General features: G+C 67.1%; 22 protein-coding genes. 16 read left to right on the top strand and 6 right to left on the bottom strand.

All coding sequences use genetic code 11. The features are described 5' to 3' along the window. Positions 1-11 precede the first annotated feature (11 nt). From AB4Z55_RS06020 to AB4Z55_RS06005, 4 genes are read left to right on the top strand one after another with little or no spacing between them, the layout of a single operon-like run. Entirely contained in the window at positions 12-791 is a 780-nt protein-coding gene (locus tag AB4Z55_RS06020; RefSeq protein WP_238418868.1) for a 4-oxalocrotonate decarboxylase, read from the top strand. Beyond that, positions 788-1,246 carry a RidA family protein gene (locus AB4Z55_RS06015; protein ID WP_238418869.1) on the top strand — a complete coding sequence of 153 codons (459 nt, stop codon included), beginning with the start codon at positions 788-790 and terminating at the stop codon, positions 1,244-1,246. Before AB4Z55_RS06020 ends, AB4Z55_RS06015 begins: the two co-directional genes overlap by 4 nt. After that, positions 1,243-1,764 (top strand): 3-hydroxyanthranilate 3,4-dioxygenase, encoded by a 522-nt coding sequence (locus tag AB4Z55_RS06010; protein WP_238418870.1) that lies wholly within the window; start codon positions 1,243-1,245, stop codon positions 1,762-1,764. The genes AB4Z55_RS06015 and AB4Z55_RS06010 overlap by 4 nt, the downstream gene beginning before the upstream one ends. 1 nt (position 1,765) lies before the next feature. Continuing rightward, entirely contained in the window at positions 1,766-2,776 is a 1,011-nt protein-coding gene (locus AB4Z55_RS06005; RefSeq protein WP_238418871.1) for an amidohydrolase family protein, read from the top strand. A gap of 182 nt (positions 2,777-2,958) precedes the next feature. On the opposite strand, the gene AB4Z55_RS06000 is transcribed toward AB4Z55_RS06005, so the two are convergent. Then, positions 2,959-3,267, bottom strand: coding sequence for a cupin domain-containing protein (locus AB4Z55_RS06000; protein ID WP_354561270.1), 309 nt, complete (start codon positions 3,265-3,267; stop codon positions 2,959-2,961). 97 nt (positions 3,268-3,364) lie between these two features. Here AB4Z55_RS06000 and AB4Z55_RS05995 point away from each other — a divergent pair, with 97 nt between their 5' ends. From AB4Z55_RS05995 to AB4Z55_RS05965, 7 genes are all read left to right on the top strand, one after another. Continuing rightward, a complete protein-coding gene (locus AB4Z55_RS05995) occupies positions 3,365-3,775 on the top strand; it encodes a globin domain-containing protein (RefSeq protein ID WP_354561271.1) in 411 nt (136 codons plus the stop codon). 226 nt (positions 3,776-4,001) lie between these two features. After that, on the top strand, positions 4,002-4,913 hold the full coding sequence (locus tag AB4Z55_RS05990; RefSeq protein WP_354561273.1) for a hypothetical protein: 912 nt from the start codon (positions 4,002-4,004) through the stop codon (positions 4,911-4,913). Positions 4,914-5,068: 155 nt separating this feature from the next. Beyond that, positions 5,069-6,238, top strand: a complete 1,170-nt coding sequence (locus tag AB4Z55_RS05985; protein WP_058249683.1) for an LLM class flavin-dependent oxidoreductase — start codon at positions 5,069-5,071, stop codon at positions 6,236-6,238. A gap of 1 nt (position 6,239) precedes the next feature. Continuing rightward, on the top strand, positions 6,240-6,647 hold the full coding sequence (locus AB4Z55_RS05980; RefSeq protein WP_101821235.1) for an SRPBCC family protein: 408 nt from the start codon (positions 6,240-6,242) through the stop codon (positions 6,645-6,647). A gap of 71 nt (positions 6,648-6,718) precedes the next feature. Continuing rightward, positions 6,719-7,255 carry a flavin reductase family protein gene (locus AB4Z55_RS05975; protein ID WP_238418875.1) on the top strand — a complete coding sequence of 179 codons (537 nt, stop codon included), beginning with the start codon at positions 6,719-6,721 and terminating at the stop codon, positions 7,253-7,255. Further along, positions 7,252-8,505 (top strand): 3,4-dihydroxy-2-butanone-4-phosphate synthase, encoded by a 1,254-nt coding sequence (gene ribB / locus AB4Z55_RS05970; protein ID WP_369519377.1) that lies wholly within the window; start codon positions 7,252-7,254, stop codon positions 8,503-8,505. The genes AB4Z55_RS05975 and ribB overlap by 4 nt, the downstream gene beginning before the upstream one ends. Beyond that, entirely contained in the window at positions 8,506-8,865 is a 360-nt protein-coding gene (locus AB4Z55_RS05965) for a hypothetical protein (protein WP_354561277.1), read from the top strand. It abuts the gene before it with no gap. Between the two features lie 13 nt (positions 8,866-8,878). Here the strand turns inward: AB4Z55_RS05965 and AB4Z55_RS05960 are convergent, their stop codons facing one another. After that, complete coding sequence (locus AB4Z55_RS05960; RefSeq protein ID WP_354561278.1) at positions 8,879-9,697, bottom strand: helix-turn-helix transcriptional regulator; 819 nt, start codon at positions 9,695-9,697, stop codon at positions 8,879-8,881. A 77-nt stretch (positions 9,698-9,774) separates the two neighbouring features. Here AB4Z55_RS05960 and AB4Z55_RS05955 point away from each other — a divergent pair, with 77 nt between their 5' ends. After that, positions 9,775-11,379: a fatty acyl-CoA synthetase gene (locus AB4Z55_RS05955; RefSeq protein ID WP_369519376.1), complete on the top strand. Its 1,605-nt coding sequence runs from the start codon at positions 9,775-9,777 to the stop codon at positions 11,377-11,379. A gap of 7 nt (positions 11,380-11,386) precedes the next feature. On the opposite strand, the gene AB4Z55_RS05950 is transcribed toward AB4Z55_RS05955, so the two are convergent. From AB4Z55_RS05950 to AB4Z55_RS05940, 3 genes are read right to left on the bottom strand one after another with little or no spacing between them, the layout of a single operon-like run. Then, entirely contained in the window at positions 11,387-13,789 is a 2,403-nt protein-coding gene (locus AB4Z55_RS05950) for a PEP/pyruvate-binding domain-containing protein (protein ID WP_369519375.1), read from the bottom strand. Then, complete coding sequence (locus tag AB4Z55_RS05945) at positions 13,786-14,784, bottom strand: TIGR03617 family F420-dependent LLM class oxidoreductase (RefSeq protein WP_369519374.1); 999 nt, start codon at positions 14,782-14,784, stop codon at positions 13,786-13,788. Before AB4Z55_RS05945 ends, AB4Z55_RS05950 begins: the two co-directional genes overlap by 4 nt. Positions 14,785-14,791: 7 nt before the next feature. Beyond that, positions 14,792-15,907 carry a hypothetical protein gene (locus AB4Z55_RS05940; protein ID WP_239401345.1) on the bottom strand — a complete coding sequence of 372 codons (1,116 nt, stop codon included), beginning with the start codon at positions 15,905-15,907 and terminating at the stop codon, positions 14,792-14,794. A 50-nt stretch (positions 15,908-15,957) separates the two neighbouring features. On the opposite strand from AB4Z55_RS05940, the gene AB4Z55_RS05935 reads away from it, so the two are divergent. Beyond that, on the top strand, positions 15,958-16,557 hold the full coding sequence (locus AB4Z55_RS05935; RefSeq protein WP_369519373.1) for a TetR-like C-terminal domain-containing protein: 600 nt from the start codon (positions 15,958-15,960) through the stop codon (positions 16,555-16,557). Here AB4Z55_RS05935 and AB4Z55_RS05930 read toward each other — a convergent pair. Continuing rightward, the gene (locus tag AB4Z55_RS05930) at positions 16,532-17,485 is read right to left on the bottom strand and encodes a proline dehydrogenase family protein (protein WP_369519372.1); all 954 of its coding nucleotides are present in this window, start codon (positions 17,483-17,485) and stop codon (positions 16,532-16,534) included. The two genes, AB4Z55_RS05935 and AB4Z55_RS05930, sit on opposite strands and share 26 nt — an antisense overlap. Before the next feature lie 145 nt (positions 17,486-17,630). Here AB4Z55_RS05930 and AB4Z55_RS05925 point away from each other — a divergent pair, with 145 nt between their 5' ends. The 3 genes from AB4Z55_RS05925 (at position 17,631) to AB4Z55_RS05915 (ending at position 20,865) form a co-directional block, all read left to right on the top strand. Continuing rightward, the gene (locus AB4Z55_RS05925) at positions 17,631-18,389 is read left to right on the top strand and encodes a glycoside hydrolase family 16 protein (protein WP_369519371.1); all 759 of its coding nucleotides are present in this window, start codon (positions 17,631-17,633) and stop codon (positions 18,387-18,389) included. Positions 18,390-18,499: 110 nt separating this feature from the next. Further along, on the top strand, positions 18,500-19,183 hold the full coding sequence (locus tag AB4Z55_RS05920) for a TetR/AcrR family transcriptional regulator C-terminal domain-containing protein (protein WP_239401337.1): 684 nt from the start codon (positions 18,500-18,502) through the stop codon (positions 19,181-19,183). Then, the gene (locus AB4Z55_RS05915; protein ID WP_239401762.1) at positions 19,183-20,865 is read left to right on the top strand and encodes an acyl-CoA dehydrogenase family protein; all 1,683 of its coding nucleotides are present in this window, start codon (positions 19,183-19,185) and stop codon (positions 20,863-20,865) included. Before AB4Z55_RS05920 ends, AB4Z55_RS05915 begins: the two co-directional genes overlap by 1 nt. The last annotated feature ends 7 nt before the right edge of the window (positions 20,866-20,872 follow it).

The following is a 20,872-nucleotide window of genomic DNA, read 5'->3' as shown; positions in this document are numbered from 1 at the left end:
AAAGAGGAACAATGGAAGCGAAGTCACTGACCCGCAAGGAGATAGACACCCTTGCCGCGCGATTGGACGAGGCACAGCTGCAGGTACTCGACACTCCGAGTCTCGCAGACGATGTCGAGGTCCACATCGACGACGCGTACCGCGTCCAGGAAGCGCTGGTCGGCCGGCAACTCGACCGTGGGCAGACGCTCGTGGGCGTCAAGCTCGGGTTCACCAGCAAGGCCAAGATGGCTCAGATGGGTGTTTCCGACGTGATCGTCGGCCGGCTCACCGACGCTATGCGCGTCGACAACGGCGGTCGATTCGATCTGAGCCGGTTCATTCACCCCAAGATCGAACCCGAGGTCGCGTACCGCCTGATGCAGGACATCGATCTCGACGACCCAGGTGTCGACGTCGAAACCTGCGTCGACGCCGTCGCTCCGGCGATGGAGATCATCGACTCCCGCTACCGTGACTTCCGGTTCACCTACACCGACGTGGTCGCCGACAACACGTCCGCAGCCGCTTTCGTGATCGGTCCGTGGCAGTCGATGCGTTCCGTCGGCGATCTCTCGGTGCGACTCGAGGCGGGCGGGCAGTCCGTTGACGGTTCCACCGCCGCGATTCTCGACGATCCGGTCAACGCTCTCCACGCACTTCTCGACGTGTGTCGCCGTCGCCGAATTCCGTTGCGCGCGGGCGATGTGGTGCTCGCCGGCGCCGCCACCGCGGCAATCCCGTTGGCGGCGGGCGCCGCACGATGCGACATCGACGGCCTCGGCAGCGTCACCGCCGAAGTCAGCTCATGAGCCACGACGCCGCCGCCCGGGTCCTCGAGCAACTCGCGATCCCACGCGGACGATTCCCACATCTGAAGGTCGCGGGCGACTTCGTCTATGTCTCCGGAACGAGCTCCCGTCGACCGGACAATACGTTCGACGGTGTCGAGGTCGACGAGATGGGAACGACGAATCTTGACATCCGAGCACAGACGCGAGCGGTCATCGACAACATCCGATCGATCCTCGTCGAGGTCGGTGCGGATCTGAGCGATCTCGTGCAGGTCACCTCCTATCTCGTGTCGATGAACGACTTCGGCGGCTACAACGAGGTGTACGCCGAGGTGTTCGACGAAACCGGTCCGACCCGGACCACCGTTGCGGTACACCAACTTCCGCATCCGCATCTACTGATCGAGATCCAGGGTGTCGCCTACCTGCCCCCTCATCGCCGTACCGCCCTCAACCTGAAGGATCACTCATGAACGCCATCCCGCCCGTCATCGACTTCCAGAAGTGGATCGCCGAGAACAAACACCTGCTCGCACCGCCGGTGAACAACCAGACGATGGCCTTGGGCGACGACTTCGTCGTCCAGGTGGTCGGCGGTCCAAATCAGCGCACCGACTATCATCTCGACCCGTACGAGGAGTGGTTCTACCAGCTCGAGGGCAGTATCTACGTGGACGTCATGACCGCGGACGGACCGGAGCGCGTGCATATCCGCGAAGGCGAGACCTGGCTGCTGCCCGGCAACATTCCGCATTCACCGCAACGCCCGACCGCCGACTCGATCGGCCTTGTCATCGAACGCGTGCGTCGTGAGGGCACCCTGGAGAAGTTCCAGTGGTACTGCCTCGACTGCAATCACTTGATCCACGAGATCGAGCTGCAGGTGCGCAATATCGTCGCCGACCTGCCACCGGTCTTCGTTCAGTTCTACGAGGACGAGCAGGCTCGCACCTGTGACAACTGCGGGGCCCTGCATCCCGGGAAGGGCTGACGTGAGCGGCACCATCGACGTCCACACCCACTATGTTCCCAAGGGCTGGCCGGACCTGACCGCCGATGCGGGGCGCGATGCGCCGTGGCTGCGGATCGAGACCGAGGCTGAAGCCGTGATAATGATGGGTTCGAACGAGTTCCGACGCATTCAGTCCGACGCCTGGGATGCAGGCATCCGACTGCGGGACATGGATTCCGACGGCGTCCGGACCCAGGTTGTCTCACCCACACCGGCATTCTTCAATTACGGTCGCGCCGGCGCGCAGGCCGAACGGATCGCACGTGTCTTCAACGATCTCGCGCTTGACATCGTGGCCCCCGCCCCGGAGCGGCTGATTCCGTTCTGCCAAGTGCCATTACAAGACCCTGACGCTGCTTGCCGTGAAGTCGAGCGTTGCATCGCCAATGGGCACCGTGGAGTCGAGATTGGCAACCACGTCGGCGATCGAGACCTCGACAGCGAAGGGGTGGTGACGTTCTTGCAACACTGCGCGTCGATGGACGTTCCGGTATTCGTCCATCCTTGGGACATGGACTCGTCGCCCCGCCTCAATCGCTGGATGGCGCAGTGGCTGACCGCCATGCCCGCAGAGACGCACCTGTCGATCCTGGCGTTGATCCTGGGTGGCGTCTTCGACCGTATTGACGATCGGCTGAAGATCGCCTTCGCCCACGGCGGGGGATCGTTCGCGTTCTGGCTCGGCCGAATGGAGAATGCCTGGCACCGCCGCAACGACCTCATCGGCACCTCCGCGATGCCGCCGTCGCACTACCTCGGCCGCTTCTACGTGGACTCCGTTGTGTTCGACGACCGCGCGCTGCGCCTGCTCGTCGACACGGTCGGATCGGACCGGGTGATGGTGGGTAGCGACTACCCCTACCCGCTCGGGGAGCGGCCGGTGGGAGAGGTCGTCCGCACGAGCGACTTCCTGGACGAGGCCTCGCGGGAACTCATTAAGCGCGGCAACGCCGAGCGATTCCTTGGACTCACCGATACGCCTGCGAGATAGCCGATCGAGCCTCGATCCGAGGCGTCGATCGAGACTGCGATTTCCGATGTGGTCGCCTGCTCGGGCCGGAGTGGCGCGGTCACGACGAGGCGAGCAACCGCCAGCACCGACCCGGTACGGGGATTGCCCCGGACGGCCCGGGCGGAGTCAGATCTAGAGTGCCTGGCCATACTGCTCGTCGGTCACCGGTTGCAGCCACTCGACCGCGTCGTCTGGTCGTCGGCCTCGTTTATGGCAAAGTGGACCATCAGGGGCGCCGGGGCGGCGCCGTGCCAGTGTTCCTCGCCTGCTCCGAAGAGCACGCGCTCACCGGGTCGGATAACCTCGACAGGCCCACCGCGGCGCTGCCACAGCCCGATCCCCTCGGTGACGAAGACCGTCTGGCTCAGCGGATGCCGGTGCCAGTGCGTCCGCGCACCCGGCATGAAGTGGATGAGGTTCGCCGATACGTGCGACGGCGAAGTGAGAGCTTCAGATCTGAGTCCGGTCATTCTGCTTCCGGCAGCTCCCACGTGGTGTAGATGTTACAAAGATACACAAATTGTTTCATTGCCACATCGTACGACCCCGACGAGGTGCAGCCCCACCATGTTGAACCCAGAAGTGTTGCAAGACAGCCTATCCCTGGTCATCGACGACGAACAGAAGTTGATGCTCGACTTCTACGACCGACTGTTCGATGAACATCCGGAGGTCCGGCCGATGTTCGGCGCCGACCTGCGACCACAGGCCGCGATGCTGCAACAGGCCATCGCCGCCGTCCTCGACCACCTCGACGACGCCGAGTGGCTCGGCCGCACACTCGGCGCCCTGGGACGCCGACACAACGACCTCGGGGTGACACCCGAGATGTACGAGTGGGTGGCCGGCGTGCTCATCACGACGATGGCCGAGCACGGCGGAGCCGAGTGGACCGACGAGATGACCTCCGCCTGGACCGAAGCCCTCGGCGCGGTCGCCGGCCTGATGCTCGACGCCTACCCGACCGCCGCCGACTGAGCCGCCCGGCTCTCGTACTCGCGACGCCGGGCCGGCGGCCGACCCACGTGCCCTTGAGACGATTGTCACGAATCGTTTCTCGCCCGGGGGTAACCGCCGGTCAAAAGCCCATCACCCAGATCCGCCCGTCCGCTTTGGGCGTTTCGGCGCTCGACCGAGACGGGCCCATTTCTGACTACGTGTGGTATCAGATATCTGTTTCAGTCCGCGTTACGAGGAGGAACAGATGACCCGAGGCCGAGCGTTCGCCGCCGCCGCAGTGGCCGCAGTGCTGACATGGACAGGCGTGGGCACCGCGGTGGCCGACCCGAACATCCAGCTTCCCCGCCGCGACGACGGCACGTCGAATTGCGCCGTGCTGAACGGCCGGGCGTTCGCCGGCTACATCGGCACGGGAGACCCACAGCCGACCCGGCCGATCGACGAGAAGTTCGCCACCGCGCCCACCGTCTGGTGCAACACGAACGTCGGGTACAGCAAGACCTCCTACGGACCGAACGGGGTCACCTTCAAGGTGCCGCCGACCGTCGAGGGCTTGTTCCCGTACAACAACGCGGAGATCCTCGCGAAGCCGGTGTTCGAGCCGGGTCAGACGATGACGATGCGCGTGGGCGGCACCGAGCAGATCAAATCCTGGAACGGAACCACCGGGTGGGGCGTCTCCAACCGGTCGATCGATCCCCTGGGCCTCGAGATCGCCTGGTTCATGTACAACGGGTCCGCCGGGCTGGTCGGTCAGGCGAGCACGCTCACCGCGCCGATCGCCCATGCGCTCGGACAGGACTTTCCCAAGGGTTTCTTCATGATGGTCAAGAAATCGGGAACCCTTGTCCCCCAGGCTCGTTTGCTGCCCATGAACATTCTCGACAAGCAGCACGACTATGCGGTGAAGCTCGGTGGCAAGCAGGTCGAGTTCTACGTCGACGGCAAGCAGGTCGGCACCTTCGACAACGCGCCGACCGGTAAGTGGACCGACATCTCCCGCCAACCGGTCCCGCTTCTCGGACAGATGTGGCTCGACTCGAGTTACTGGTTCCCGCTTCCGATCCCGGAGTTCAACGGACGCTGGCAGACCGCGACGATGAGCCACTATCGTCAGGGCCCCTCCGCCACCACCCCATTGACGTTCGAGAACTGAGCCTCAGCGGAACCGGTCGCTCAGCGACCCATGCCAGAACAGTCCCCCTGCCGACCTCACGCCGGCGGGGGGATTGTCTACTTTTGCGGACTTATCTCGCTGTGTTGTGAGTCATAGCTTCTGATGTGTACCTCTCACGTCACACAGGAGTTCCGATGACCAGACTGAAGTTCGGCACGTTCCTCGCCCCGATCCACGAGCCGGGACAGAACCCGACGCTGCTGCTGCAGCGCGATCTCGAATTCGTCCAGTACCTCGAGCAATTGGGATACGACGAGGCCTGGTTCGGCGAGCACCACTCCGCGGGCGCCGAGATCTACGCATCGCCGGAGATCATGATCGCCGCCGCGGGCGAACGCACCAGCCGCATCAAACTCGGCACGGGCGTCACCTCGGTCTCGTACCACAACCCGCTGTGGGCGGCCGAACGCATGATCATGCTCGACCACCTGACCCGTGGCCGCGCCCTGTTCGGCCTCGGCCCGGGATCGCTCCCCACCGACGCCGCGATGCTCGGCCTCTCCCAGATCGACACCCGGGAACTGCTCGCGGAGAACACCGACATCATCATGCGTCTGCTCCGCGGCGAGACGGTGACGGCCAAGACCCGCACCCACGAACTGTTCGACGCGAAGATCCAGATGGCCCCCTACTCGGATCCGCTGTTCGACGTCGTGGTCGCCGCGATCGCGTCGCCCACCGGCGCGCGCCTCGCCGGCAAGTACGGCATCGGCCTGCTGTCGATCGCCGCTACGTTGACGGCGGACGGTTTCAGTGCACTGCAACATCATTGGGGCCTGCTCGAAGAGTTCGCCGCGCAGGCCGGACGCAGCGACGAGGTGGACCGCTCGACCTGGCGACTCGTCGGCCCCTTCCACATCGCCGAGACCAAGGAGCAGGCCTACAAGGATGTCGAGCACGGCATCGAGTACTGGTTCAACTACCTGCAGCACGTGGCGGCCTTCCCACAGATGGACGTCCGCGGGACCAACAAGCACGAGATGATCGACTTCATCAACACCTCCGGCATCGGTGTCATCGGCACCGCCGACGAAGCGCGTGCGCAGGTGCAGCGTCTGATCGACCAGTCCGGCGGTTTCGGCACCCTGCTGATCCAGGGCCACGACTGGGCGAACCCGCAGGCCACCCGTCGTTCCTACGAACTGTTCGCGCAGGACGTCATGCCGTATTTCCAGGGCCAGGCGCAACCGATGATCGACGCCGCGGCCCGCGCCCAAGCTGTCCGCGAAGGGCAGGCGGCCGAGCACGTGAAGGCCGTCGAGCACATGACCAAGAAGTACGAAGCCGAGCTGGGACGGGTGTGACATGGCGAGTATCGAGGTGACCAAGGACTTCCCGTTGTCCGCGACGGACGTGTGGTCGTGGATCGGTGACACCGGCGGTGTCTCGGCCTGGATTCCGGCCATCGGCGAATCCCGGATGGACGGCGATGTCCGCCACGTGGTCTTCACCGACGGAGCACCGGCGCGCGAACGCATCGTCGCCTTCGACGAAGAGGCACGCACCTACTCCTACGAGTACATCGACGGTCCGCTACCGCTCGAGCACTACCGCTCGACCGTCTCGGTCACCGCAGCCGGCGACGACGCCTGCTCGGTCCGCTGGTCCGCGCAGTTCGGCGCCGAATCCGCCGAGGTGGAAGCCGAACTCGCCACGGCCATCGAGGGCATCTATGCGGCCGCCCTCGACGAGTTGGCCACCAAGGCCGTCTGAGTCTGATCCTCCAGGTCTCGGCGGGTGCGCGGCAGGACGCACCCGCCGGGGCCGCATCGGAAGGAAATCCATTGAACCCCAGTCATACCGCCGACGCCGGGGCGTCCGTGTACGCCGCCGACGCGGACTCGGTCCGCGATCGATACCGGGAGGTGCTCGCGCACTTCGGTTCCGGCGTCGTGGTCATCACCTCGGCCAGGCCGGACGGCTCACCCGTCGGGATGACCGTCGGCTCCTTCACGTCCATCTCGATGGAGCCACCGCTCGTCGGCTTCTTCGCGGGCAACACCTCGACGACGCTGCCCTCGGTCGTGTCGAACGGCGCCTTCTGCGCGAACGTCCTCGCCGAGGACCAACACCTCTTGGCCCGTACATTCGCGCGCAGCGGTGCGGACAAGTTCGCCGGCGTGGACTGGACCCGATCCGCCAACGGCTCGCCCCGACTGGCCGGTGCGCACGCGTGGATCGAGTGCACCATCGACGACCATCGGCCCATCGGTGATCACGATCTCGTCGTCGGACGGGTCGACGCACTGGGAGTGCCGACCACCAACGACCCGTTGATCTTTCATCGGTCGGTCTTCCACGGATTGCGAGCTCACCGATGATCCCCGACGACCAGATGTGTACGGCCCGTTCCGCGGTCGAGAGGTGCGTCGATCAGCTCCGCCTCGGCCGTCCGGTCATCGTCGTCGACGACGCCGACCGCGAGAACGAAGCCGACCTCGTGATGCCCGCTCAGTTCGCCGACGTCGACGACATCGCCTTCTTCCTCGAACACGCCTCCGGATTCCTCTGCGTGGCGATGACCGCGGACCGTCTGGCCGAGCTCGAACTGCCTCCGATGGTGGACGATCCGACCGACCCCCTCGGCACGGCTTTCACCGTGAGCGTCGACGCGGCCGTCGGTGTCACGACCGGCATCAGCGCGGCCGATCGGGCACGGACGATCCGCACCCTCGCCGATCCGGACGTCGGCCCGACAGACCTCACGCGTCCGGGTCACGTGATGCCGTTGCGCGCCAGGGAAGGTGGGGTACTCGAACGTCGCGGGCACACCGAGGCCGCCGTCGACCTGTGCACCGAAGCCGGCCTCGAACCCGCCGGCCTTATCTGTGAACTCGTCAGCCCGGACCGGCGCGCGATGCTCGGGCGGGCAGACGTCCGCGACTTCGCCGCGCGTCACGGACTCGAGGTCATCTCCATCGCCGACCTCGTGGCCCATCGCCGGGCGGGCTCGTCGGTGGAACGGGGTGCGACCTGCGCCCTGCCGACCGATCACGGCGTCTTCGAGGCCACCGTCTACCGATCCTCCGGTGGCGCCGAACATCTCGTCCTGGTGCTCGGCAATCCCGCGCAGGGTGAGCCGCTGGTTCGCATCCACAGCGAATGCCTCACCGGTGACACGCTCGGGTCGCGGCGCTGCGACTGCGGCGCCCAGCTACGAGCCGCACTCCAGCACGTCGCGGTCGCCGGCTCCGGGGTCGTGGTGTACGTCGGCGGCCACGAGGGTCGCGGCATCGGTCTCGCGGCCAAGATCGCCGCCTACCGACTCCAGGACCTCGACGGCGTCGACACCGTCGATGCGAACCTGCGCCTCGGCCAGCCCATCGACAAACGCGACTATCGGGACGCCGCGGCGGTGCTGACAGACCTCGGAATCCGACGCGTCCGGTTGCTGACCAACAACCCGGCCAAGGTCGACGGGTTGGCCTCCGAGGGTGTCGAGGTCGTCGAGACAGTCGGACTCGAGATCGAGGCCACCGCGGACAACGCCGGATACCTCGCCACCAAGCGCGATCGGCTCGGTCACCGGCTGGCGCAGTCGGTGTCGACGACGACAGCGGCGGTGGTCTGAATGTCTGACGAGAAGTTTACGGAGACCATCGGATTCGGCTCGCTGTTCGAGCGGGTGACGGTGATGCACGCGACCGACCGGTGGGCCGGTGTCGCCGGTGACGTCCAAGCGGTCCTGGGATCACCAAAGTTCTCCGACGGTTCCGCCTGGGCGGCCTGGGATGCGTTGAGCGTCTCCGACGAGACGGACGGGCCGGCGTGGTCACTCCTCGCGCGGACCCCCGACCTGGCGGCGACGATCGAGGTCGCTCGCTCGCTGGGGTGGCATGTCGGTGAGAGGTCGGTGGGAGGTCATGAGACCCGGGTCCCCCTCCGCTCGCCGAACGGTCTGACCGTGATCGCGTACACCCCGACGTCGTGACCGGAAGACCCGCTCAGCGCGCCTGTCGCCGAGAACGCAGCACGGTGGTCGCGAGTTCGGCCCGGTTGCGCAGTCCGGCGGCCTCGAAGATGCGGCTCATGTACTTCTTCACCGACAGTTCCGACAGCGACAGTCGCTGGGCGATCTCGGCGTTGCTCAGCCCGTCGCTGACGAGTTCGGCAACCTCCAGCTGTCGCGGCGTGAGTGCCGCCAATGGATCGACGGGCTCGTGCGCCGCGGACACCGTCGCGGTCCGCGCGCGCAGCTGCCGCGCGAGAATGCGCATCGCGAGCATGTCCGACTCGTCCCACTCGCGGACGCGGTCGAACATCCCGATGAGAGCCTCGCCGTCGGAGAGTGGCAGGTGAAGGGCCGAGGCGGTGTCCATGTCGTTGGGGTGCAGATAGTCCACGACGTACGAGCGCTGCGGAACCGGCAGGCGGGACAGCTCCTCGAGAGTGGCGAAGCCCTCGGCGGTGAGAACCCGCCGGGCCCGCGGCAGCGCGAAGATGTCCTTGTCACGCCAGCGTTCGCGGTAGTCCCGCAGCAGCGGGGCCGCGGCACCGGTCAGCAGCGGTGCCGGATCGTCGAAGATCTCGCTGTAGGTCCGGCCGTGGAAGAACGTCACGTCACGAACCCCGAAGTACGTGGAAATGGCCTCGACCAGGCCTTCTTTGAACTGCTGGCCGCCGGCCGCGTGCTCGCACTGCTCGAGCACGGCCAGGACCCCGAGCATCTGTCGACGCGACAGCAGGTCCTGCCATCCCCCGCGAGGCGCCACCGACTCGGCGCCGGGACTTCGTCGGGCGCCCGGCTGAGAACTACCGCGCATAGCTACGAACAGTACCCATCGGCCCACTGCCACCGGCTCGGGTCGCACGATTTCACCGGATCGAGAGATACCTGACCATGACGACTTCTCCCCTCCCGACCGACCTCATGGCCGGCCTCATGACCGTGGCCCGGTCCCACTCGCTCGGTGACATCCCACGTCGGTCGGCGGCCCGAACGCCTGACAAGCCGGCCGTCATCCACCGCGACACCCGGCTGACCTTTCGCGAGTTCGACGACGCCGTCGACCGGGTCGCCGCCGCGTTGCATGCCGCCGGCCTGCGACAGGGACAGACCCTCGGCATCCTGTCGCACAACTGCTGGCAGTTCCCCGTGGTCGTCTTCGCCGCTGCCCGGATCGGGGTGGTGTCGGTTCCGATCAACTTCATGCTGACCGCGCCGGAGATCGCGTACATCCTGGACGACTGCGAGGCCGCCGGCCTGATCGTCGAGGACTCGCTCGTGCCCACCGCCGACGCCGCGATCGCCGCATCGGCGGCACCGGTGACCGTGCGCCGGTCGATCCCACTCGGCCCCGCCGGTTCCGACACCCGCTGGCCGTCCATCGACGACTGGCTGAGCGAGCCGGCCGGCGCATTACCCGACGTCCGCATCGCCGACGACGACGTCATCCGCATCATGTACACCTCCGGCACCGAGTCCCGGCCCAAAGGCGCGATGCACACGAGCCGAACGCTGATGTGGCAGTACATGAGTTGTGTGGTGTCGGGCGGCATGACCGACGATGACATCGAGGTGCACTCGCTCCCGTTCTACCACTGCGCCCAGCTGGACAACTTCCTCATCACCGACATCATGCTCGGCGCGACGAGCATCATCCTCGACCGTCCGGAGGCGACGACGCTGTTGCGGACGGTCGCGCGGGAACGAGCGACCAAACTCTTCTGTCCACCCACCGTGTGGATCTCGTTGCTGCGCTCCCCCGACTTCGACCCGGTGGCGCTGTCGTCGCTGCGGAAGGGCTACTACGGGGCGTCGGCGCTCCCCGTCGAGGTCCTGCGCGAGCTGAGCGCCAGCCTGCCCGACCTCCGGCTGCGAAACTTCTACGGCCAGACCGAGATGGGGTCCCTCGCCACGGTCCTGGCGCCCGACGACCAGGCCACGCGCGGGGGTTCCGCCGGCCGTCCCGCGCTGAACGTCGAGACGCGGATCGTCGATTCCGACGGTGCTGTTGTGCCGACCGGCAGTGTCGGGGAGATCGTGCATCGCAGTCCGCAGGTCACCGTCGGGTACCTCAACCTGCCCGAGAAGACCACCGAGTCGTTCCGCGGAGGATGGTTCCACAGCGGCGATCTCGGCTACTTCGACGACGACGGCTACCTGTGGGTGGTCGATCGGCAGAAGGACATGATCAAGACCGGCGGCGAGAACGTGTCGAGCCGCGAGGTCGAGGAGGTGCTGTTCTCCCACCCCGCCGTGCACGAGGCGGCTGTCATCGGAGTCCCGCACCCGCATTGGGTCGAAGCGGTTGCCGCAGTCGTCATCCCCGCCGCCGGGCGAACCGTCGAATCGTCAGAGATCATCCAGTACTGCCGGGATCGACTCGCTCCGTACAAGATCCCGAAGTTCGTGATCGCCGCCGAGTCACTGCCCAAGAACCCCAGCGGCAAGATCCTCAAACGCGACCTCCGCGACCGCTACGCCGACGTCGTCGACGGGTGAACTGGTCTCAGCCCGGTCCGAGCCGCTCGACGATCCCGTGGTCACCGTCGACCCGCACCCGGTCGCCGGTCCGCAGCACGCGGGTGCCCACCAGGGTGTTCACGACGCACGGCAGGCCGTACTCGCGGGCGACGACCGCGCCGTGGGAGACCGAGCTGCCGATGTCGGTGACCAGGGCACCGATGACGGTGAAGTACGGGGTCCAGCCGACATCGGTGACGGGCGCGACCAGGATCTCGCCACGCTGGACGTCGCGCGCCTCGACGATCGACTTCGCCACGCGCACCACACCTTCGACGGTGCCGCGACTCGCGGGACGCCCGACGATGCGATCGTCGGTGGCACCGCGTCGCGGGGCGGCGACGAGCGGGAACGGTCGTCCCACCGACACATCCTCGAACTCGAGAGAGTCCTGGAACGACAAGGCCTCTCGACGCTGCCGCGCGCTCTGCACCAGGCCGGTTGCTTCCGTAGGGCCGGCGTCGACGAGACGCTGCAGCTCGGCGCGGTCGAAGAAGAAGACGAGGTCGGCGTCCGGCAGTCGTCCGGTCTCGGCCAACACCTCACCGAGATGCCGGTAACCGCGCTTGAGCGCATGAGCCATCAGCGCCATCCGAGACTTCGTCTCCTCGCGACCGCGTGCGCCGCCCTGCGCCAGGCGGGCGAGAAGCCGGATCGCGGCCGGCGGCGTCTCGTCGACGGCGGCCGGGGCCGGAATTCGAGCGACGGGGTCGAGCGCCGACCGCACCATCACCTGCATCATCGCGCCCAGGCCGCCGGGGTCGTCGGCCCAGGACGGGTCGCGCATGCACAGTTCGCGGTACCCGCGATGACCGTGCCGTTCGAGGAAATGCCGCAACGCGCGACCGGCGTCGCCGGAGGCCGACCGCAGGTCGATGACCGCGTCATCCGGTGCTGCAGCAAGAAAATCCCGGGCAACCGCGGGGTCGGCCGCGATGGTGTGGACGACCGCGTCGAGTGCCGCGAGCATCATGGCGCTCTCGACTTCCGACGCACCGGCCATGAGCCGCGCGGCCTGCGCCTTGCCGTCCTCCTCGGTGCGTCCGTCCTTCACCGCCTGGCGGACCAGGACACTCTCCAGGACGTTGGCCGCCACCGCGGCGCGCGACGACGAGCGCACGTGGGTCAACGTCACATCGCAGTACTGCTCGACACCGGTCGCCAACTGCTGCAGCACAACCCGCGGATCGCGGCTCGTCGGCACCGGGAAGGCCGCGATCTCGGCGGGCAGTCGCCGGATGGCCGGGCCCACCGACAGGGCATGTGACGTGAGCCGGATCGTGTTGCCGAGCTTCCGTCGTAAAGGTTGTGCCGGTTTCGGTGTCAGCTCGTCGATCACCCGGCCGCAGATCGACATGGAGAACTGTTCGAGCGAGTTGCCGATGATGCCCGAGCTCAGCGCCGTGCCCTCGGTCAGGTTCAGGAACATGTGCCCGTAGAAGTAACCGACCTGGAGCCAGGGCTTCTCGTACCTCTCCTGTGCCCTCGCGACCACCTGCACCATCTGCATCGCATAGTCGATCGCGAAGCCGGAGACCGACGCGGTCAGGGGACAGAAGGCGCCGGGCATCATCTCGCCGATGTTGCACCGGGTGTACACGTGGTCGACACCGGCCGGCGGCGAGTCCATCTCGTTGAGGTCACCGGGGAGCGTGGTGATCGGCCGTGCCTGCAACCACCACAGTTCGCCGGCTTCGTCGATGGCCCACTCGAGGTCCATCGGTCGACCCCAGTGCTGCGCGGTGCGCAGCGCACCCGCGCGGACCTGTGCGATCTCATCCGGGGACAACACCGGCGCGGCAACGGATTCGTGCACCACCGTGTTGCCGTCGACATCGAGTACGAGGTGGTCGGGGGCGGCGGACCCGTCGACGAGTGCCTCCCCCAGTCCCGCGACGGCGTCGATGACCATCAGATCGCGGCGCCCCGACGTCGGGTCCGCGGTGAACACCACGCCTGCGGCGCGTGCGTCGACCATCCGCTGGACGACCACGTGCATGGTCGGCGCTGCGTCTCCGCTGTAGGCCGAGGCACGACGGGAATGCACCGAGGCCGCGCACCGACGGACGGCATCGGTGAAGGCGTCGACGGAATCGACGCCCAGCACCGTGTCGTACTGACCGGCGAAGGACTGGTCGTCCCCGTCCTCCCCCACGGCCGAGGACCGGACGGCGACCGGAGTCGTACAAGCGGCCACCATGTGGCCGAACCGGGCCGTCACGTCGTCGAGAGCCCCGTCTACAGACGCATCGGCGATGACGAACCCCGTCGGCACCGGCAGACCCAGACGACGCAGTTCCGCCAACCCGGCCGCCTTGCCCCCGTAGCGGTCGTCGACGATGTCGTCGAACTCGACGACGCTCGGCGTCACGTCGATCTCCTGCGTCATCTGGAGCCGCCGAGCGCGTCGACGATCTCGGCGAGCGCATCCACGGCGATGGGACCCGGCTGATAGAGGCAGATCCGGTCCGACACACCGTCGACCCGGTCGCGGATGTGCGTAGCGACCTCCTTGGGCGTTCCACACGCCGCGATCGTGTGCAGCATCTCGTCGTCGATGAGGCCGGCCATCTCCTGCCACCGGCCCTGCTTGGACATCGTGTTGAGCTCCGGTTGCAGATCTCCCCAACCGTGCGCTTCCAGCACCGGCCGGTATGCCGGAGTGGAACCGTAGAACGCCAACAACATCCGCGTCGAGGCGTGGTCATCGTCGAGATCTGAGCCGACTGAGACGATGATCTCGGGCACCACCTCGAAATCGTCCTCGGACCGGCCGGCCGCCGCGAGACCGTCGCGTACGGCGGGCAGCGTCGTCTCGTGCAGGAACCGTTTGGTCCCGAACGGCATCACCAGCAGGCCGTCGGCGACCTCGGCGGTCGCCCGGGTGAGCCGCGGACCCAACGCGCCCAGGTAGATCGGTGGCGGCCCGTACGGGTTCGGCCCCGGGACGAAGGTCGGCGTCATCAGCGTGTGCCGGTAGTACTCGCCGCGAAAGTCCAAGCGCTCGCCGGAGTTCCACGTCGCGAAGATCGCGCGCAGTGCGCCGACCATCTCCTTCATCCGCTCGACCGGACGGTCGAACTCGACGCCGTAGCGCTTCTCGATCTGAGCGCGGACCTGAGTGCCCAGACCCAGGATGAATCGTCCCTCGCTGAGCAGTTGCAGGTCGTTGGCCTGGTGGGCGAGTTGGATCGGGTTGCGCGGGAACGCGATCGCGACATTGGACATGATGTCCAGGCCCGTGACCGTCGATGCGAGCACGAGCGGGGAGAACACGTCGTGCGGCCCCTCGAAGGTGAACACCCCCGACGCACCCGCCTCCTGCAGGAGCTGTGCGCGTTCGACCGCATCGGTCGGGTTGAACAACGCCGTCATGATCTTCATCGCGCGCCTACTTCGCCACGTCGGTCCAGTCGGAGAAACCCGACGGGTGGTGCGGGCCGATCACGCCGTGCTCGAACAGGCCGGCGCCTCGTCGGACGGTGCCGTCGGGCTCGGTGCACACGGCCGACCCGACATGGTCGATGAGACTGAACGGCGCACGGGCCATGACCTCGTCGTCGGTCAGGTCGAAGGTGACGCGTTCGGCGAACGCACCCTCCTTCCAGGTGCCGTGCGCCCACGAGGTGTCGCCACCGTATCCGGACCCGAAGGCGATGGGAGCGAACAACTTCGACTCGACGTCGAGCTCGATCCGGTCACCGGACCGATTCAGGAACTCGACGTGAGCGCCGTGGGGAATCCTGGTGCCGGACGTGTAGTGGATGGTGACCCGCACACCGTCGAGCTGCTCCACACGGCCGTCCCGCCAGCGACGCGTGCAGTCGTACAGGCTCCGATGGCCGTCCGGGTCCTCCTGCAGGATCAGGAACAACTGGAAGTCGTCGAACGCCAGCGGGAGGTAGAGCCACCACATCCCGCGGAAGGAGGCGTCGGGCCGTCCCGCGGGTTCGGCTTCGCCCACCGGCCTGATGCCCCAGGACCGATCCCGGCTGGCCACACTGCTGTCGTGATCGACGGTCAAGCGCTCACCGTCGATGTCGATCCACCCCTCCCACGACCCGACCTGGGCAAACCGACACGCCTCCAATGTGACCCGACGTTCGGTCAGCATGTCGTGAGGCTTCTCCAGTGCCGCCGGGAACAGTCCCCGCCACGTGAGATCGGCGGCGACACCCTCGGTTTCCGCGAGGGTCAGGTGCATCTCCTGCAGCGGTTCGACGACGTCGAGACGGTACCCGTTGACGTTCTGGTGGAGCCGGTCGTCGTCGATGACGTCGCTCAGGTGCACCGCGGTCTGCGTGTCCCCGCGACGCACCACGAAGTAGGCGTCCTTCACCCCGAGCCGGGGGTAGTAGCCGATGCCGGTCAGAGCCATGAACCGGCCCTCGCGGTCGAGCACGTTGAAGTACGAGCGGTCGTAGAAGTTCCGGTCCGACGTCGCAGGCCAGCTGACCGGGGCCGCCGTCTGATGGATCGGATACTCGTCGAGCGGACTCAGTTCCACGAAGACTCCTCTAATACGATGCACACTGTATTGGAACTACGATGGAACTCATGACAGCAGATGGCCAGAGGGAAAACAAGAGGTCGACGTCGTCGGCACCCGGGCGGCCACGCGACGGGCGGATCGACACCGCGATCATCGCGGCGACCCGCGAACTGATCCTCGAGACCGGTTACCCCGCCCTGTCGCTGTCCGCGATCGCGGCCCGTGCCGGCACGACGACGGCCGCCATCTACCGGCGATGGTCGGGCAAGGCCGAACTCGTCCACGAGGCGGTGCTGTCCGCCGAGACCCTCGCCCCGCCAACCGGTTCCGGAGACGTGCAGCAGGACATCCGTGCCCTCGTCGAGATCGTCCGCGCGATGTTCAACCGACCCGAGGTGCGGGTGGCCCTCCCCGGCCTGATCGCCGACACAGTCGCATCACCCGACGTCCACAGTCAGATGATCGCCCGGCTGGCCGGCGACCTCACCGCCTTCGAGTCCCGCTTCGGCCAGGAACGCCGCGACGACGACCGGTTGCCCATGCTGGCGGAGGTCGTCGCGGGCACCGCGATCTTCCGCATCCTCATCCGCAGCGACGCCGCGCTCGACGACGCATGGGTCGATCAGATGGTCGAGCTCATCACGGAGCGCTGGCCGGCGAGCTGATCGGCCCACGCCCCAGATCGACGAGCGCCTGGAAGACCCGCGTCGGGTCCTCGGCGATGCGATTGAGCACGTACAACCACCATTCCGACCCGAAGATGCAGTACTCGCGAGTGGAGATCCCGTCCGTCGCCAGCCTGTCGAGCAGGTCGGTACCCAGACCCATCAGCATCTCGACCTCGACAGACCCGACAGCGCCGACCGCCCCGAGGACGTGCGACAACAGCGTCTCGTCGTGCGTCGCAAGGGTGAGCGAGCCGCCGGCGTCGGCGATGCGGTGCGCCAGTCGTTCGTAGCGCTTCGGCAGCTCCGGGTCCTCCCGTGCCAGCGCGTCCGATTCGGCCTCCAGGAATGCACCTTTGACGAGCCTGATACGGCCGCCGGCAGCGAGCACTCTCTCCACGTCCCGCTCCGAGCGATGGAGCCTTGCCTGCAGGGTGATGCCCACGTTGTCGTAGCGGTGCGCCAGCCAGTCGTAGACGTCGAGAACCCGATCGGTCCGGTCCGACCCCTCGGCGGAGATCATGAACACGGAATCGACTGCGGCGCACGCCTCTGCCAGGCGGGCACTGTTGTCCCGCACCAGATCTTCGGAGACGAGAAGTCCGATGTGCGACAGATCGCCGGAGACCGTCGACGGCAGCCCGGTCCGACCGATGTGATCGGCGACGGAGACGAACACATCGGTGGCCGCACTGGCCTCGGCGGCGTCGCGGACGCTCTCGCCCGTGAACTCGATGCTCACCCGATGTCCGCGCTCCACCGCGCGCCCTCCGGCGCGGATCGCGGATTCGACATCCTCTCCCGCCGTGTACCGATCGGCGACTCGTCGCGCACACTCGGCGAGCGCGGGATCGGCCATGACCCGGGACTTCAACTCTTCGTCGAGCGCCCACCGGCGGAGTGTGTCTGCCGCACTTGCTGTTTCCATGTCATACCGCCTCTGCTCACGCGCCTGCCGACCAGCACACACTACGCGGAACACGCCGAAAGTCGATGTACTGTACCGCCATGGAACGACACGCCTCGGAGGCGTTCGGATGCTCGAGCGATCCCGCCGATCGAAGAGAGGTGAGATGATCACCCTGCACGAGGACTTCACCGGCGACCGTTTCGACAGCCGGACGTGGATCGCCGACTACCTCCCGCACTGGACGAGACCGTCGAACTCCGCGGCTCGGTGGACCACGTCCGGGGGACGTTCGAGACTGTGCATCGACGACGACCAACCCGCATGGCGGCCGTCGGAGTCGACGATGCGCGTCTCGAGCCTGCAGACCGGACACCACGCCGGTGAGGTCGGCGGCGTGGTCGGTCAGCACGCGCACCGAGACGGGCTCACCGTGGCCACCCACCGTCCGTCGGAGATCCTGTTCGCGCAGCGGCACGGCCGCTTCGCAGTCACGATGAGTGCGATTCGCGACCCGGCGTCGATGGTGGCGTTCTGGCTCCTCGGAACGGAGCAGCGACCGGAGGAGTCGGGGGAGATCTGCGTCGCGGAGATCTTCGGCCCGGGGCCCGGCGAGCCCTGGACGCTGGGTGTCGGCGTGCACCCGCACCGGGATCCGCGCATCGTCGACGACTTCTCCGTCCTCGAGATGGCCGACGATCTCGCCGACCTCCACGAGTACGTCGTCGATTGGGGGCCCGACCGTCTCGTGTTCAGCATGGACGGACGCGTCGTCAAGGAGGTCCGGCAGTCCATCGACTACCCGATGCAGCTCATGCTGAGCATCTTCGACTTCCCCGACCGCGCGATCTCGGACTCTCCGCTCGCCTACCCCCGCATCCTGGATGCGGCGTATGTGCAGGTCAGCACACTCGACGGCGGTTGAGTCCGGCCCCGCCGCCGGGTCTGCCGGCAGGCGAACCTTGCCGGACCCGCGTCCCTCTTTATTGTTTGTCATACAAACACTGTCGCAGGACATTGACGACGAGGATTCTCATGCCCACGACCGGACGCGCCACGAGAGAGGCCGGCAAGACCACGCGCAAGTCGCTGCTGCGCGCTGCCGCCGAGGTGTTCGCCGAGAACGGCGAGTCGGCGTCCGTGGCGCAGATCTGTCAACGTGCCGACGCCTACCCGAACCAGGTCACGTACTACTTCGGCTCCAAGGAGCAGCTGTTCGTCGAAGTCGCCGGCGCCGGCGTGCTGCGAGCCGGCCGTCGCGCGGAGGAAGCCGCAGCCGGTGCCGAGACCGTCCGCGAGTACACGAACACCCTCGTCGGCACACTCCTCGGACCCTGCGCGCGGGACGTCGAACTCTTCGCGACGGCAATGCTTCTCGTAGCGCGTCGTACCGATCTGCGGCCACTCATCACGGACACACTCACAGTGCTGCACGAGCGCGGTGAAGAAGCGTTGCTCTCCACGCTCGTCCGCACCGGCTGGCAGCTCCGCGCCGGGATCGACGTCGAGGCGCGGGCGTTCTGGTCGGCGATCTTCGGACTTGCGGTCCAGAAAGCCGCCACCGGAGCCGATTTCGGCTATCGACTCGAAGACGCGGTGGCCGTCGTCTTCACCAATCTCCAGATCCCCGACGAGGTGTTGGACAGTCCGCTCCGCCCGGTCGACACCGACACCAACACCGACACCGACACGCCATCACCCGCAGCACAGGAGGCATGATGACCCAGTCCGCGAGTTCCGTTCGACCGCAGCCGCATCTCACCCACGAGGTGTTCAACCAGTCGGCGCCGCGGGTCGACGTGAACGAGTACGAACTCGACACGGTGCTACGGGAGTCCGTCAACCGCCACGACGCGGGCTGGGGTGATGCCGAACTGCGCGAGATCGGCGCCCTCGTCGGCAGCGAATCCTTCAAGCACGACGCCCAACTGGCGAATACCGTCATCCCGACGCTGCGCACGTTCGACCGATGGGGCAATCGCATCGACGAGGTCGAGTACCACCCGGCCTATCACCGCATCATCTCCGCGTCGATCGCCCACGGGTCCCACACCCGGTGCTGGGCGGACCCGCAGCCCGGTTCTCATGTCGTGCGGGCCGCGGCGTTCATGCTCTTCGGCCAGATCGAGCCCGGTCACGCGTGCCCGGTGTCGATGACGCATGCGGTCATCCCGTCCCTCGAGCTGCAGCCCGACGTCGCGGCCCAGTGGGTACCGAAGGCACTGTCGCGCAACTACTCCCCCGACCTCTCCGCCGGCAAGGACTCGGCGATCTTCGGGATGTCGATGACCGAGAAGCAGGGCGGCTCCGACGTACGCGCCAACACAACGGTCGCGGTTCCCGCCGGCGCCGGCGGCCCGGGCGCGGAGTACCTGCTGACGGGGCACAAGTGGTTCTGCTCGGCCCCGATGTCGGATGCCTTCCTCGTCCTCGCACAGGCCCAGGGCGCCGGGGGCGAGGGGCTCTCGTGTTTCCTGCTCCCGCGCATCCTGCCCGACGGCACCCGCAACGTCTTCCGCATCCAGCGGCTGAAGGACAAGCTGGGCAACAAGTCCAACGCATCGAGTGAGATCGAACTCGACGGGACCGTGGCGATCATGGTGGGTGAACCCGGCCGCGGCGTGCGCACCATCATCGAGATGGTCGCGCAGACCCGCCTCGACTGCGTTCTCGGTTCGGCTGCGGGCATGCGTCAGGCCGTGGCGGAGGCGGTCTGGCACGCCCGGCACCGCAGCGCCTTCGGCGCGACCCTGGCCGACCAGCCCGCGATGACCGCCGTATTGGCCGACCTCGCACTGGAATCCGAAGCCGCGACCACCACCGCCATCCGACTCGCACGCGCGCACGACGAAGACGCCGACCCGCAGGAGCGGGCCTTCCGCCGGCTCGCGACGGCGGTCTCGAAGTACTGGATCTGCAAACGCGGCCCCCACCACGCCTATGAGGCCCTGGAATGCCTGGGCGGAAACGGCTACACCGAGGACTTCCCGCTCGCCATGCGCTACCGGGAGCAACCGGTGATGGCGGTGTGGGAGGGCTCGGGCAACGTCATAGCACTCGACGTCCTACGGGCCATGACCCGCGAACCCGAGTCGATCGCCGCGTTCGACGCCGAGGTCTCACTCGCCCGCGGAACCAGTCGCACCCTGGACACCCACCTCGACCACCTGCGCGACCGGCTCGGCGAGCTGTCCCGGCTCGACGCCGCCGATGCCCAGCGGCGGGCGCGGTCCACCGTCGAGGCGATGGCCCTCGCCCTCCAGGCGTCGCTCCTCGTCCGACACAGTCCCACCGCGGTGGCCGATGCGTTCATCGCCGCGCGCCTGGGCCCCGACCGGAGCCTCGAGTACGGCGCACTCCCGGCCGGCGCCGATCTGCGCGCGATCCTCGAGCGGCACTGAACAGCGA

This window comes from Gordonia sp. ABKF26, assembly GCF_041103195.1.
Classification (GTDB): Bacteria; Actinomycetota; Actinomycetes; order Mycobacteriales; family Mycobacteriaceae; genus Gordonia; species Gordonia terrae.
This window is presented reverse-complemented; position numbering and strand designations above follow the sequence as displayed.

Bases quoted from the DNA above. Each gene is read 5' to 3' on its own strand.
- AB4Z55_RS05935 (WP_369519373.1), top strand. From the start codon at position 15,958: ATGACAGCAGATGGCCAGAGGGAAAACAAGAGGTCGACGTCGTCGGCA.
- AB4Z55_RS06000 (WP_354561270.1), bottom strand. From the start codon at position 3,267: ATGACCGGACTCAGATCTGAAGCTCTCACTTCGCCGTCGCACGTATCG.
- ribB (WP_369519377.1), top strand. From the start codon at position 7,252: ATGATCCCCGACGACCAGATGTGTACGGCCCGTTCCGCGGTCGAGAGG.
- AB4Z55_RS05925 (WP_369519371.1), top strand. From the start codon at position 17,631: ATGATCACCCTGCACGAGGACTTCACCGGCGACCGTTTCGACAGCCGG.
- AB4Z55_RS06020 (WP_238418868.1), top strand. From the start codon at position 12: ATGGAAGCGAAGTCACTGACCCGCAAGGAGATAGACACCCTTGCCGCG.
- AB4Z55_RS05985 (WP_058249683.1), top strand. From the start codon at position 5,069: ATGACCAGACTGAAGTTCGGCACGTTCCTCGCCCCGATCCACGAGCCG.
- AB4Z55_RS05915 (WP_239401762.1), top strand. From the start codon at position 19,183: ATGACCCAGTCCGCGAGTTCCGTTCGACCGCAGCCGCATCTCACCCAC.
- AB4Z55_RS06010 (WP_238418870.1), top strand. From the start codon at position 1,243: ATGAACGCCATCCCGCCCGTCATCGACTTCCAGAAGTGGATCGCCGAG.
- AB4Z55_RS05960 (WP_354561278.1), bottom strand. From the start codon at position 9,697: ATGCGCGGTAGTTCTCAGCCGGGCGCCCGACGAAGTCCCGGCGCCGAG.
- AB4Z55_RS05990 (WP_354561273.1), top strand. From the start codon at position 4,002: ATGACCCGAGGCCGAGCGTTCGCCGCCGCCGCAGTGGCCGCAGTGCTG.
- AB4Z55_RS06015 (WP_238418869.1), top strand. From the start codon at position 788: ATGAGCCACGACGCCGCCGCCCGGGTCCTCGAGCAACTCGCGATCCCA.
- AB4Z55_RS05955 (WP_369519376.1), top strand. From the start codon at position 9,775: ATGACGACTTCTCCCCTCCCGACCGACCTCATGGCCGGCCTCATGACC.
- AB4Z55_RS05945 (WP_369519374.1), bottom strand. From the start codon at position 14,784: ATGAAGATCATGACGGCGTTGTTCAACCCGACCGATGCGGTCGAACGC.
- AB4Z55_RS05995 (WP_354561271.1), top strand. From the start codon at position 3,365: ATGTTGAACCCAGAAGTGTTGCAAGACAGCCTATCCCTGGTCATCGAC.
- AB4Z55_RS05965 (WP_354561277.1), top strand. From the start codon at position 8,506: ATGTCTGACGAGAAGTTTACGGAGACCATCGGATTCGGCTCGCTGTTC.
- AB4Z55_RS05920 (WP_239401337.1), top strand. From the start codon at position 18,500: ATGCCCACGACCGGACGCGCCACGAGAGAGGCCGGCAAGACCACGCGC.
- AB4Z55_RS05950 (WP_369519375.1), bottom strand. From the start codon at position 13,789: ATGACGCAGGAGATCGACGTGACGCCGAGCGTCGTCGAGTTCGACGAC.
- AB4Z55_RS05980 (WP_101821235.1), top strand. From the start codon at position 6,240: ATGGCGAGTATCGAGGTGACCAAGGACTTCCCGTTGTCCGCGACGGAC.
- AB4Z55_RS05930 (WP_369519372.1), bottom strand. From the start codon at position 17,485: ATGGAAACAGCAAGTGCGGCAGACACACTCCGCCGGTGGGCGCTCGAC.